The 12,249-nt window shown below is 63.0% G+C and carries 11 protein-coding genes and 1 rRNA gene; 11 read left to right on the plus strand and 1 reads right to left on the minus strand.

The window, feature by feature from the left end:
* Positions 1-61: 61 nt before the first annotated feature.
* The 7 genes from rrf to mnhG all read left to right on the plus strand — a co-directional run bounded on the left by rrf (position 62) and on the right by mnhG (position 6,681).
* A 5S ribosomal RNA gene (rrf, locus tag KI794_RS06675) occupies positions 62-178 on the plus strand.
* 189 nt (positions 179-367) lie between these two features.
* Entirely contained in the window at positions 368-3,250 is a 2,883-nt protein-coding gene (locus KI794_RS06680; protein WP_255809575.1) for a Na+/H+ antiporter subunit A, read from the plus strand.
* Complete coding sequence (locus tag KI794_RS06685; RefSeq protein ID WP_119281595.1) at positions 3,247-3,699, plus strand: Na(+)/H(+) antiporter subunit C; 453 nt, start codon at positions 3,247-3,249, stop codon at positions 3,697-3,699. Before KI794_RS06680 ends, KI794_RS06685 begins: the two co-directional genes overlap by 4 nt.
* Positions 3,696-5,366, plus strand: a complete 1,671-nt coding sequence (locus tag KI794_RS06690) for a Na+/H+ antiporter subunit D (RefSeq protein WP_255809576.1) — start codon at positions 3,696-3,698, stop codon at positions 5,364-5,366. The genes KI794_RS06685 and KI794_RS06690 overlap by 4 nt, the downstream gene beginning before the upstream one ends.
* Positions 5,359-5,919 carry a Na+/H+ antiporter subunit E gene (locus KI794_RS06695; RefSeq protein WP_119281597.1) on the plus strand — a complete coding sequence of 187 codons (561 nt, stop codon included), beginning with the start codon at positions 5,359-5,361 and terminating at the stop codon, positions 5,917-5,919. The genes KI794_RS06690 and KI794_RS06695 overlap by 8 nt, the downstream gene beginning before the upstream one ends.
* Before the next feature lie 14 nt (positions 5,920-5,933).
* Positions 5,934-6,224, plus strand: coding sequence for a monovalent cation/H+ antiporter complex subunit F (locus KI794_RS06700; RefSeq protein WP_119281603.1), 291 nt, complete (start codon positions 5,934-5,936; stop codon positions 6,222-6,224).
* Positions 6,217-6,681 carry a monovalent cation/H(+) antiporter subunit G gene (gene mnhG / locus KI794_RS06705; protein WP_119281598.1) on the plus strand — a complete coding sequence of 155 codons (465 nt, stop codon included), beginning with the start codon at positions 6,217-6,219 and terminating at the stop codon, positions 6,679-6,681. Before KI794_RS06700 ends, mnhG begins: the two co-directional genes overlap by 8 nt.
* A gap of 88 nt (positions 6,682-6,769) precedes the next feature.
* Here the strand turns inward: mnhG and aceB are convergent, their stop codons facing one another.
* Entirely contained in the window at positions 6,770-8,425 is a 1,656-nt protein-coding gene (gene aceB / locus KI794_RS06710; RefSeq protein WP_255809577.1) for a malate synthase A, read from the minus strand.
* Between the two features lie 263 nt (positions 8,426-8,688).
* Here aceB and KI794_RS06715 point away from each other — a divergent pair, with 263 nt between their 5' ends.
* The 4 genes from KI794_RS06715 (at position 8,689) to KI794_RS06730 (ending at position 12,186) form a co-directional block, all read left to right on the plus strand.
* Positions 8,689-10,158, plus strand: coding sequence for an XRE family transcriptional regulator (locus KI794_RS06715; protein ID WP_119281600.1), 1,470 nt, complete (start codon positions 8,689-8,691; stop codon positions 10,156-10,158).
* Between the two features lie 164 nt (positions 10,159-10,322).
* Positions 10,323-10,778 carry an FHA domain-containing protein gene (locus KI794_RS06720; RefSeq protein ID WP_255809578.1) on the plus strand — a complete coding sequence of 152 codons (456 nt, stop codon included), beginning with the start codon at positions 10,323-10,325 and terminating at the stop codon, positions 10,776-10,778.
* Entirely contained in the window at positions 10,778-11,455 is a 678-nt protein-coding gene (gene ftsR, locus KI794_RS06725) for a transcriptional regulator FtsR (protein ID WP_255809579.1), read from the plus strand. Before KI794_RS06720 ends, ftsR begins: the two co-directional genes overlap by 1 nt.
* 209 nt (positions 11,456-11,664) lie before the next feature.
* Positions 11,665-12,186 (plus strand): MerR family transcriptional regulator, encoded by a 522-nt coding sequence (locus tag KI794_RS06730; protein ID WP_255809743.1) that lies wholly within the window; start codon positions 11,665-11,667, stop codon positions 12,184-12,186.
* The last annotated feature ends 63 nt before the right edge of the window (positions 12,187-12,249 follow it).

A 12,249-nucleotide genomic window follows, 5' to 3' on the forward strand; every position in this document is an offset into this window, starting at 1 on the left:
GTATGGCCACAACCCCAGCACGTTACGTGCCTGGTCGGGGTTGGTTTCATGTCAATAGAGTTTCGGTGGTTATAGCGTCAGGGAAACGCCCGGTCACATTCCGAACCCGGAAGCTAAGGCTGACAGCGCCGATGGTACTGCGAGGGGGACCTCGTGGGAGAGTAGGACACCGCCGAACATTTTGTTGGGAAAGCCCCGGAGCAATTGCGCTCCGGGGCTTTCGTCATTTCAGGGACGCATCCGCTCGCCGGCGCGCCGGCCTCGAAGTTCACACCGGATTGGTAGAGAGGCCATCGCTGCCCTCAATCATCCGATAAACTGGTAGCTGGACGACGGACAATGCGAAAGTAGGCAGCCAATGGGCGCGATGATGGGTACTATTCTCTTCCTCGCGCTCGTGTCTCTTGTTTCTCATCCGCTCGTGAAGCGGTTTGGGCGTCGCGTCTTTCTCGCTCTCGCCGCGGCTATGGCTGCCGTTTTCGGCGTCTTTGTCGTGCTTTCGGCCGAGGTGTTTGGGGGCGAGACGCTCGTCGAACATCTCGAGTGGATCCCGCAGCTGAACGTGAATCTCACGTTCAGGCTTGACCCGCTCTCTGCCCTGTTCGCGCTTCTCGTGACCGGAGCCGGCGCGCTCGTGCTGCTCTACTGCTCCCACTACTTCGACGACGGTGAGCTCGGCATTCCGCGATTTGCCGCAGTCTTCATGGGCTTCGCCACGAGCATGCTTGGTCTTGTCATCGCAGACAACGTCTACCTGTTGTTCATCTTCTGGGAAGCGACGACAGTCTTCTCCTTCCTGCTCATCGGGCACGTTCTGCGGTTGCGCACTGCGAACTCGGCCGCGCTCCAGGCGCTGATGATTACGACGCTTGGCGGACTCGCCATGCTCGTCGGGTTCGTGCTGATCGTGCAGGCAGGCGGCACGCCGCTGCTCTCTGAGATCATCGCAGATCCGCCGCAGGGAACGATTGTGACAGTCTCGGTCTACCTCGTGCTTCTCGGAGCGCTGTCGAAGTCGGCTATTTTCCCATTCCACTTTTGGCTCCCCGGTGCCATGGCCGCGCCGACGCCCGTGAGTGCCTACCTGCACGCGGCCGCCATGGTGAAGGCCGGCGTGTATCTGATTGCTCGGATGAGTGAGCCGTTCGCTGATGTCCCCGGTTACCGGTGGACGCTCGTGATTCTCGGCGGCGTCACAATGCTCGTCGGCGGATTCCGTGCTTTGCGCCAGTTCGATATCAAGTTGATCGTCGCGCAGGGGACTGTGAGCCAGCTTGGCCTCCTCGTCATGGTCATTGGTGTGGGAGACCCGAGAGTAACGTTTGCAGGACTCGTGTTGCTGTTCGCCCACGCGGTCGCCAAGGCTCCACTCTTCCTTGCAGTCGGCGTGGTCGACTACTCAACTGGAGTTCGTGATCTCCGGAAGTTGAGCGGCATCGGCAAGCGACTTCCTGTACTCGCATTTGTCTCGATTGTCGCTGCAGCGTCGATGGCTGGCCTGCCGCCGTTCTTCGGCTTCATTGCCAAGGAGTCTGCGTTCGCCGAGCTACTCGAGGTGGGGGCATCGCAGCCCGCAGCCTACGTGGCACTCGCGGTCGCTATCGTCGGCAGCGTTCTGACAATGAGCTACATGATCCGGTTCATCTGGGGTGCTTTTGCCTCGAAGCGGGGTGTTGCTCCTACACCGATTGTGACGAAGGTCTCCTCGGGTATCGTCGTCGCTCCGGCTATGTTTGCTGCGATCGCCGTGCTGTACGGCGTTGCGTCTCCGCTCCTTGACCCGCTCATTCGAGCGGCCGTTCCGGCATCGCCAGCTGGTGACCCCGAGCACCTGAGCATCTGGCATGGGTTCACCTTGCCGTTGCTCTTCTCCGCCGCCATTGTGGTGCTCGGAGTCCTCCTGTTCTTCCCAGCCAAACGCCTCGCAGTGACCCTGCCGCCACCGTCGGAGCGATTCTCGGGGTCGCACGCCTACTGGGTTGCGACGCACGTCCTTGATACCGTGGCGGTCAAGTTTACCTCGCTCACTCAGCGTGGTTCGCTGCCGTTCTACCTTGCCGTGATCCTCACTGTTGTCGTCATTGCGCTCGGCGGCACAGTGCTCTCGGTGCAGCAGTGGCCGGAGGAGCTGTCGCTCATTTCGAGCCCGGTCGATATCCCAATTGCGATCGTGATGATTGTCGCGGCGCTGTTCGCGATGCGCGCCCGCACACGTTTTCAGGGAGGCTTGCTTGTTGGGGTGACAGGGTACGGAATGGCGACGATCTTCGCGCTCCACGGCGCACCCGACCTTGCGCTCACCCAGCTCCTCGTAGAGACAGTCACGCTCATTGCTTTCGTGCTCGTGATTCGTCGTCTCCCCGCCCACATGGCGTCGCGGCCCAGGCTTGCGAAGCGCACGTTCAGGCTGCTGTTGGGCACGGGTGTTGGCCTTGTTCTTGGAACTGTTGCTGTCGTGTCGCTTGGCGCGCGGATCGCCGACCCGATCTCGCTCGGTCTGCCGCAGCTCGCGGTCGAGGGTGGCCACGGGTACAACGTCGTGAACGTGATGCTCGTCGACATCCGCGCGTGGGACACGATGGGGGAGCTCTCCGTGATCCTTGCTGCTGCGACAGGAGTTGCGTCCCTCGTCTTCCTGAACACGCGCAACGACCAGAGTCCTCATCTCAGCCGGCGTGAGGCCCGCAACGCAACCCGAGCGCACCTGCTCCGCGTTGCAGATCCAGAGGATCCCGCGAGCCGGATGAACTGGTTGCTTGCAGGCTCTTACCTTCGGCCAGAGCGTCGTTCGATCATTCTTGAGGTCGTCGTCCGGCTTGTGTTCCACGGCCTCCTTATTCTTTCCGTGTTCCTCTTGCTGTCCGGCCACAATGCCCCTGGCGGTGGGTTCGCCGCCGGTCTCGTCGCTGGTCTCGCGCTTGTCGCCCGTTATCTCGCAGGCGGCCGGCATGAGCTTCGAGCAACGGTGGCGCTCGACGCTGGCAGGATCCTCGGCATCGGGCTCGCGCTTGCAGTGACGATGGCCATTCTCCCGTTGTTCTTTGGGCAACCGGCGCTCTCCTCAAGCTGGGTCGATGTCGATCTTGGGCCATTTGGTTCGCTTCCGCTCGTCACGTCGACCCTGTTCGACATCGGCGTCTATCTCGTCGTGTTCGGCCTCGTGCTCGACGTGCTCAGGAGTCTGGGTTCCGAAATCGATGAGCACGAAGAAGAAGACCAAGCCGAGTTCGCAGAGGAGGTAGCGCGATGACGATGCCCCTCGTGTTGGTCGCGGTGATGGTAGTGATGTACATCGCAGGCGTGTACCTCCTCCTCGACAGGAGCCTCACACGCATCATGCTCGGGTTCCTGCTCGTCGGTAACGCGACGAATCTCCTCATCTTCCTGATGTCGGGAGATTTCGGTGCGGCACCGATCGCTGGCGGCGACGAGGAGATCAGTGATCCGCTGCCCCAGGCGTTCATCCTCACCGCTATTGTCATCACGTTTGGTGTGAGCGCGTTCCTGCTCGCGCTCATCTATCGCTCCTGGCGTCTGGCCCGCGTCAGCGACGACCATGTCGAGGATGACGCAGACGATCTCGCAATCGGTAGCGCCGAGACGCTCACAACCGGGCAGGTCACCGAAGAAGACCTTGAGGACGCCCCAGAGTTTGAGGAAGACGTGCCAGAAGACGAGACGCAGGAGGCCCGCAAGTGACATTCCTCGTTCCCCTCGTCGTTCTGATACCGCTCGTTGGCGCAGCACTGGCCCTCGCAGCGCCGGGGCGTGGCGCGCTGCAACGCGGCATCACCCTCGTGGCCCTTACTGCGAGCTCTATTCTCGGCATTGCGCTGATGTTTATCGTCGACCGCGTCGGCCCGCTCGTCATGCAGGTTGGCGGCTGGGCGGCGCCGTACGGCATCTCCCTCGTCGTTGACCGAGTCTCTGCGATCATGCTGGCGGTGTCAGCAGTCGTGCTTCTCGCGGTGTTCATCTTCTCGATCGGGCAGGGCCTCGCCGACGGCGACGAGGAGACACCGGTCTCGATCTACTACCCGACGTACATGGTGCTCGGCGCCGGCGTCTTCAATGCGTTCATCGCTGGCGACCTGTTCAACCTCTACGTCGGGTTTGAGATCCTGCTCGTCTCGAGCTACGTGCTCATCACGCTCGGTGGTACCGCGCCGCGAATTCGCGCGGGTGTGACCTACGTCATCGTGTCGCTCGTGTCCTCGATCCTGTTCCTTGCGGCGATCGGCCTTGTCTACGGAGCGACTGGGACTGTCAACATGGCCCAGCTGCAGACCCGGATAGCCGAGTTGCCGAGCGACCTGCAACTCATTCTCAACCTGGCGCTGCTTATCGCGTTCGGTATCAAGGCGGCTGTGTTCCCGCTTGCGTTCTGGCTGCCTGATTCCTACCCGACGGCCCCCGCCCCTGTGACGGCAGTGTTCGCGGGCCTTCTGACGAAGGTCGGCGTTTACGCGATCATTCGAACGCAAACGATGCTGTTCCCTGAGTCCAGCGTCGATCCATTACTCATGGTGATAGCCGCGCTCACATTGATTGTCGGCATCCTCGGGGCGATCTCGCAGCTCGACGTGAAGCGGATGCTGTCGTTTACACTCATTAGCCATATTGGGTACATGATTTTCGGCATCGCGATCGCGACATCCGCTGGCTTTGCGGCGACGATCTACTACATCGCTCACCACATTATTGTGCAGACCACGCTGTTTCTCGCAGTCGGCCTCATGGAGCGTCAGGGGGGCACGACATCGCTTTCGGGGCTTGGCGGGCTGCTGCGAAGCGCTCCGGTTATCGGCGTCTTGTTCTTCATCCCGATGCTGAACCTCGGCGGCATCCCGCCATTCTCTGGGTTCCTCGGCAAAGTGGGCCTCTTCACGGCCGGTGCGGCACTGCAGACACCCGGCGCGTACTGGCTCATCGGTATTGGTGCACTCGTCTCGCTGCTCACGCTCTACGCGCTTGCACGCGCCTGGGTGCTCGCATTCTGGCGACCGAAGCCCGCGACAGCTGTCCAGTCGGGTCCGGCGAAGGAGCCCGCAAAGGCGCCATCGACCGAGGCATTGAGGCTGCGCGAGCGTGAAGAGGCGATGATTGAGCGGTTGCAAGATGCCCCCGACGCCGCACCGACGCAAGAGAAGCGCGGAATCCCGCGGCTCATGATCGGCGCCACTGTCGGAATGATTGGGGTGAGTCTCGTACTCACGTTCGCGGCGGGCCCGCTATTCGGGTATGCCGAGCGTGCGGGTGAGGATCTCGCGAACCCAGACGTTCTCGCCTCGCTCGTGCTCGACGGTGACCACCCGAACGGTGGCAGCGGCTCCACGGCAGCACCAGAGGAGGTATCGAATGGCTAAGCGAACTCCTCGCACGGTGACGGGCATGGAACTCATCGTGCGATTCCACGAGCTGCCGCTGCTGGTTGGCCTCGTTGTGCTCTGGATGATGCTCTGGCGCGAGGCGTCGCTACTCTCGCTCGTGAGCGGCATTGTCGTCTCGATCGTGATGATGCGTGTGTTCTACCTCCCACCCGTCGCACTCGCCGGCCGATTCAACCCGTGGTACGCGCTGCGCTACCTCGGCTATTTCCTGTGGAATCTCGCGCGGGCCTCATTCGAGGTCGCGTGGCTCGCGGTTCGGCCGGGCCCGGTGCCGATGACGTCGATCATCGCCGTTCGGCTCCGCACGAAGTCCGACTTCATTTTGACTGTCGTTGGATTGACGATCTCGTTGATCCCAGGCTCACTTGTTGCCGAGGTCGATCGGTTTGGATCGGTGCTCTACCTGCACGTGCTGAACACGCCGTCGCAGAAGTGGATTACGAAGATGCGCCGTGACGTTGCGACGATCGAACGGCTTCTCATTCTCACGCTTGGCTCCAAACAAGAAGTTGCGGAGGTGCGGAAGTGACTCTCGAACTCGTGATGTTTATCGCGATTGGCGTTGGGCTGACGTTCACCGCGCTCGCGGCGCTCGTTCGTATCGTGCGCGGTCCGACGATTCTCGACAGGATGGTCGCGTCTGACGTGCTGCTCACGACAGTGATTCTCGCGCTCGGCGCCGACATGGTCGCGCGTAACCACACTGACTCCGTCCCGATCATGGTCGCGATCGCGGCGACGGCGACGTTCGCGACGATCGTGGTTGCCCGCTACGTGAAGCGGCGCGGGGAGCAGGATCTGCCCGAGTCTGCGGGGGAGGCTGAGCATGTTTGATCAGATACTGGACATTGCCGCGCTTGTCTGCTTGCTGCTTGCGGCCGTGCTTTCTGCGGCCGCCGGCATCGGCCTACTTCGGTTTACCGACGCGCTGAGTCGACTCCACGCTGCGACGAAGCCTCAGATCTTCGGTCTGCTGCTTGTTGTTGCGGCCGTCGCGATTGACCAGCGCTCGCTTGGCGTGTTTCTCGCGCTCGTGCCTGTCTTCGTCTTCCAGGCGCTCACCGCGCCGACGGCAGCTCACATGGTCGGTCGTGCCGCCTACCGTACCGGTCAGCTTGACTCCCGCACGATTCTCGTCGACGAGCTTGGCCCTGCAGTTGAGCGGGCGACGGCCAGGGCAGCTGAGCAGGATCGTGAACAGGCGCTCGCAGAGCAGGCCCGCGACCGCGAGCTCGAAGCCGCTGAAGCTGAGCGTGAGGTGACGCCCGGTAGGCCCCCGACGGTAAGCTAGCCGAATTGGCGACGCAAAAGGGTGGCCCCCTCCGTGAGGAGGGGGCCACCCTTTTCACCACCAGCGCGCTTGGACGTGCGCGGAGATTCTACGCGTCGACGAGGTAGCGGCTGTAGGCAGGTACCGTGAGGAACGTCGGGAAGGTATCGCCGAGAGCGACGTCGGCGAAGAGCTCCGCCGCGTCATCGTAACGGTCGCCCTCGAACCGCTCGAAGCCGCGCAGGGTCTCCGCGAGGATATCCGAGACCCAAGCGCGCGTGATCGGTGTGCCGTCGGCGGTGCGCTGATCCTGATGGATCCACTGCCAGATCTGCGAGCGGCTGATCTCTGCTGTCGCGGCGTCTTCCATCAGGTTGTCGATGGCGGCGGCACCGACACCGCGAAGCCACGACTCGATGTAGCGCACGCCGATCGAGACGTTATCCCGTACCCCGGCCTCGGTGATGTCGCGGCCGATGTGCACGTCGAGCAGCTGCGCGGCAGTCACCTCGACATCACCCCGCTGACGGTCGATCTGGTTTGGCCGGTGGCCAAGCACCGCGTCGAACTCGGCCCGCGCGACCTGAATGAGGTCTGGGTGCGCAACCCAGGTGCCGTCGAAGCCGTCGGCTGCCTCGCGGCTCTTGTCCGCGCGCACCTTCTCCTCGGCGAGGCGCGTGACCTCGGGGTCGCGTCGGTTCGGAATGAACGCGCTCATGCCGCCGATTGCGTGGGCTCCACGGCGGTGGGCGGTCTTCACGAGCAGCTCAGTGTATGCCCGCATGAAGGGCACCGTCATCGTGACCTCGCTACGGTCAGGCATGACGAACCTGGCGCCGCGGCCGCGGTAGTTCTTGATGATTGAGAAGATGTAGTCCCACCGACCCGCGTTCAGACCCGCCATGTGGTCGCGCAGCACGTAGAGGATCTCTTCCATCTCGAAGGCCGCGGGAAGCGTCTCGATGAGCACCGTCGCGCGGATCGTGCCGTGCGCGAGGCCGAGGCGCTCTTCGGTGTAACTGAAGATGTCGTCCCAGAGCTTTGCCTCTTCACTCGACTCGAGCTTTGCAATGTAGAAGTATGGGCCGTGGCCGTTCTCGATGAGCTTCTTCGCGTTGTGGAAGGCGTACAGACCGAAGTCGACGAGGCTGCCCGACGCTGCGCCCTGCTGTCCCTGCGCGTCGGTGAAGCGAATGTGCTTCTCGACGAGGTGCCAGCCGCGTGGCCGCATCACAATCGTGGGGGTCTCGGCGGCAGTGACCCGGTATTCCTTGCCCTCTGGGCTCGTGTATTCGAGCGTGCCGCGAATCGCGTCGAACAGCGACAGCTGGCCGCCGATGACGTTGCGCCACGTTGGGCTTGTCGCGTCCTCTTGGTCAGCGAGCCACACCTTGGCGCCTGAGTTCATCGCGTTGATCGTCATCTTCGGGTCGGTCGGACCCGTGATCTCAACGCGCCGGTCTTCGAGGCCGGGAGCCGGGGCCGCGACGCGCCAGCTTGCATCCTCACGGATATGGCGGGTGTCCTCGCGGAACTTGGGGTCGCGGCCGTTGCCGATCTCGTAGCGGCGGCGCTGCCTGTCGGCGAGTCGCTCGTGGCGGGTGCTCGCGAAGCGCTGGTGCAGTTCGGTGAGGAACGCGAGTGCCTCGGGGGTGAGGATCTCGTCGGATCGCTCGAAGGGGCGCCCGTTGACTGTGAGCTTGGGCTCGTGGGCCGTGGGGGAGAAGGTGCGTGTCCGCTCAGCGGTTGCGGTTGGAGTGTTCATTTCGGTGTCCTTAGCGTGGTGTGTGCGCCGGTCCCGGTGGTGAGTCGGTGTCGGTGCGTGTGTGGTGAAGCCGCTGGGTGTTGCTGCTAATGCCCGGGTCGGTGTCGCTCGCCATTGATGACTTCGTGAACCGGAGAACCGGGGGAACTGCGTGGTGTGCTTCTATCTTCCGCCCGGAGATCGCTCGTCGTGCCCCATTTGTAGCGTGAAATATTGCACTTTTTCTGCTTGCCGAAAGAATCTTGCTCTGTCACGATGGATGCATGACGATCGAAGCCCTCGACCTCGCCCCCGCTGAGCCCGATAGCGATGCTGGCGATGCGCTGACGCTCGGGCGTAGAATCCGTGAGCGCCGTACCGAGCTCGGCATGACTCTTGAGCAGCTCGCGCAGGCTGTCGACCGCGCGCCCTCGCAGCTTTCGGCGCTTGAGAACGGCAAACGCGAGCCGCGGCTTCCGCTCCTGCGTGCGCTTGCGGCGGCGCTCCAGTCAACAGTCGACGAGCTCCTGCTCGACGAAGCGCCGAGCGAGCGCGCTGCGCTCGAGATTTCTGTCGAGCGCGCGCAGCGAGGCGCAGTGTTCAGGTCTCTCGGGCTGCAACCCATTCGTGTGTCGAAGGCCACGAACGACGAAACGCTCCGCGCGATCATCGGGCTGCATCAGGAAGTTGAGCGGCTGCACAGTGAGCGCGCCGCAACCCCCGAGGAGGCGCGGCGCGCCAACACCGAGCTTCGGGCGGGCATGCGTGTGGCAAATAACTACTACCCGGATCTCGAGCGTGCTGCGGCTGAGTTGCTGGATAGCGTCGGCTACTCGGGTGGTCCCGTGCTCCAGCAGACTGTTGCGAAGGTCGCCGAGAAGCTCGGATTCACGCTGCACTACGTGAGCGACTTGCCGCATTCGACGAGGTCGGTCATCGATCGCCGGAATGGCAGGATCTACCTGAGCGCGAACCTCCCATCACGGGACGCCAGGGCACCGATCCTGCGCGCTCTCGGCAGCCTCGTGTGCGGCCACGAAGAGCCCCGAAACTACGGTGATTTCTTGAAGCAGCGCGTCGAGGTCAACTACCTCGCGGGAGCTGTGCTGCTGCCCGAGGCGGCTGCGGTGGAGTCGCTGAAGGACGCGAAGAAGCGCCGTGAGATCTCCATGGAAGACCTGCGCGACGCGTTCGCGGTGTCGTACGAGATGGCCGCGCACCGTTTCACGAACCTTGCGACTGAGTGGCTCGACCTCAACGTGCACTTCATGAAGGCGCACGAATCTGGCACCCTCATCAAGGCGTACGAAAACGACGGCGTGCGGTTTCCGTCAGACGCGCTTGGCAATCTCGAAGGCGCGATGGTGTGCCGCAACTGGACGGCTCGAACGGTGTTCGCCCAGCCCGACTTCTTCAATCCGTGGTATCAGTACACCGACATGGCCGCGGGAGGCACGTACTGGTGCACGTCTCGCCTTGAGAACGCGAAGGAAGGCCAGTACTCCGTGAGCGTCGGTGTGCGCTTCGAAGACGTCAAGTGGTTTCGCGGGCGCGAGACGCAGCACAGGTCGCAGTCGTTCTGCCCAGACGAGCGCTGCTGCCGTCGAGCATCAAGCGAGCTCACCCAGAAGTGGCAGGCCTCGGCCTGGCCCGAAGCTGCGACACCGACGAGCCTGCTCGCCGCCCTGCCGACAGGCACATTCCCAGGTGTCGACTCGCACGAGGTGTACGAGTTCCTCGAGTCTCACGAGTAGGCGCGTGCCTGGCCCAGTGGACGACTGGCTGCCGGGGCCGAGAGGCGCTCTCGCGTATCTGCGAGGGAAATCGGGTCCAGGGATGCGCCGCGATGCCTCACTGCGATAGCGTAGGGGGAAAGTATCGAGGCTCTAGCCCCGACAAGGATAAGACAGGTGAGATAGTGGTGAACGAGAAGCGGAATAAGGATACCGAGGTACGCGCCACGGAGCAGTTCCGTGAGGATCTCAACGCGATGATTCGCGCGCAGGTCACCGACCTCACCGTCGACGAGCTTGAGGCGGTGCAGTCGCTGCCCTCGGGTGCTGCGCTGCTCGTTGTGCGCCGTGGCCCTGATCTCGGGGCACGCTTCCTGCTCGACCAAGACGTGACTGTGGCTGGCCGTCACCCGGCCGCCGATATCTTCCTCGACGATGTGACTGTCTCGCGTAAGCATGCTGAGTTTCGACGTCGGGGAACTGTGTTCTCGGTGCTCGACCGCGGTTCGCTGAACGGCACCTACTGCAACGGTGAGCGCATCGAGGGTGAAGTTGTTCTCGAGGACGGCGTGGAGGTGCAGGTGGGAAAGTTCCGCTTCACATTCTTCGCCTCCCGGTTTGATCTCCCGGGCTCCTTCTGATGGCTTCGGCGCAACTGCGGGCTGTGCCCGTAGGGCTTCTCAGTATCGGCCAGGTGCTTGCCGCGCTGCAGGAGGACTTCGCCGACCTCACTCCGTCGAAGCTTCGCTTTCTTGAAGACCAGGGGCTCGTGACGCCTGAGCGCACGAAGTCTGGCTACCGGAAGTTCTCGCAGGAGCACGTTGAGCGTGTTCGTCTCGTGCTGACGCTACAGCGAGACCACTACCTGCCGTTGAAGAAGATCGCTGAGGTACTCGAGGAGCTTGACGCCGGGCGTGATCCAGTGATCCCTGGGGCGTCTCAGCGCAGCGCTTCGACGATCCTTTCGTCGAAGGAAGTGCTCTCGAGCGACGAGCTCTGCCACGCTGCTGCGACGAACAAGCGGTTCCTTGGTGAGGCGATCGCGGCCGGCCTGCTGCCTGCCACGGAGGTCTTCCCATTCGACGCGATTGCGCAGCTCAACGCTCTCGTGCGCCTTGCTCAGGCGGGTCTGACACCCAGGCATTTGCGCTCCCTGAGGATCGCCGCCGAGCGAGAGGCTGAGATGCTCGCTCACGCTGTTTCGTCGCGCGGTGAGAAGCAGGGATCTCCGGGCGCCGTCGACGGCTCGCTCGAGCTTGTCGAGTATCTTGAGACTGTCCGCTCCGGCGTGTTGCGTCGCAAGTTTAGTGCGCTGTAGATCGGCGGAATTTCGCTGTTTTCTCACCTTCAAGTTGAACCTGAAGGTAGAAATCGCAATTCGCTGCTCGCGGTCGTTGCCTCGGGGGCCACTCGCCGATAGCGTTAGGTGAATTGAGCACAACGCGAGAGAGGGAAGTCATGGAGCACATCGATCCGCCATTTGGCGGGAGCGGCGCTGGTGCGGGGGAGTACCTGGACTCCGCAGAGATGCTGTTCAGCGACGGGCTTCCCCAGCCGAACATCGACGGGGGCTTCAAAGGCGCCGTCGCGGCGCGTGCGGCGGGCATCACGTACCGCCAGCTTGACTACTGGGCGAGGACCGGGCTCGTTGAGCCGACAGTCCGCGGCGCGAGCGGGTCTGGCTCGCAGCGCCTGTACGGCTTCCGGGACATCCTCGTGCTAAAGCTTGTGAAGCGTCTGCTCGACACAGGAATCTCGCTGCAGCAGATCCGCACCGCAGTGGCGCAGCTCCATGAGGCAGGCGTGCACGACCTGTCTCAGACGACGCTGATGAGTGACGGTGCCGGCGTCTACCTGTGCACCTCGAGCGACGAAGTCATCGACCTCGTGAGCCGCGGCCAGGGCGTGTTCGGCATTGCGGTTGGCAAGGTGCTTCGCGAGGTCGAGACCTCACTCGTCGATCTCGACGATCACCGCGAGAAGGCCGCAGATGACTCGTCACTGAACGACGAGCTTGCTGCTCGCCGTGCCGCACGAAAGACCTCATAGTTCTTGTAGCTCGCGCATACGAGAGAGGGGCTCCGCGGCATGTGCCGCGGAGCCCCTCTCTCG

The organism is Leucobacter aridicollis, assembly GCF_024399335.1.
Classification (GTDB): Bacteria; Actinomycetota; Actinomycetes; order Actinomycetales; family Microbacteriaceae; genus Leucobacter; species Leucobacter aridicollis_A.

Coding starts and splice junctions, on each gene's coding strand:
- KI794_RS06680 (WP_255809575.1), top strand. CDS start 368: ATGATGGGTACTATTCTCTTCCTCGCGCTCGTGTCTCTTGTTTCTCAT.
- KI794_RS06685 (WP_119281595.1), top strand. CDS start 3,247: ATGACGATGCCCCTCGTGTTGGTCGCGGTGATGGTAGTGATGTACATC.
- KI794_RS06695 (WP_119281597.1), top strand. CDS start 5,359: ATGGCTAAGCGAACTCCTCGCACGGTGACGGGCATGGAACTCATCGTG.
- KI794_RS06700 (WP_119281603.1), top strand. CDS start 5,934: ATGTTTATCGCGATTGGCGTTGGGCTGACGTTCACCGCGCTCGCGGCG.
- mnhG (WP_119281598.1), top strand. CDS start 6,217: ATGTTTGATCAGATACTGGACATTGCCGCGCTTGTCTGCTTGCTGCTT.
- aceB (WP_255809577.1), bottom strand. CDS start 8,425: ATGAACACTCCAACCGCAACCGCTGAGCGGACACGCACCTTCTCCCCC.
- KI794_RS06715 (WP_119281600.1), top strand. CDS start 8,689: ATGACGATCGAAGCCCTCGACCTCGCCCCCGCTGAGCCCGATAGCGAT.
- ftsR (WP_255809579.1), top strand. CDS start 10,778: ATGGCTTCGGCGCAACTGCGGGCTGTGCCCGTAGGGCTTCTCAGTATC.
- KI794_RS06730 (WP_255809743.1), top strand. CDS start 11,665: ATGCTGTTCAGCGACGGGCTTCCCCAGCCGAACATCGACGGGGGCTTC.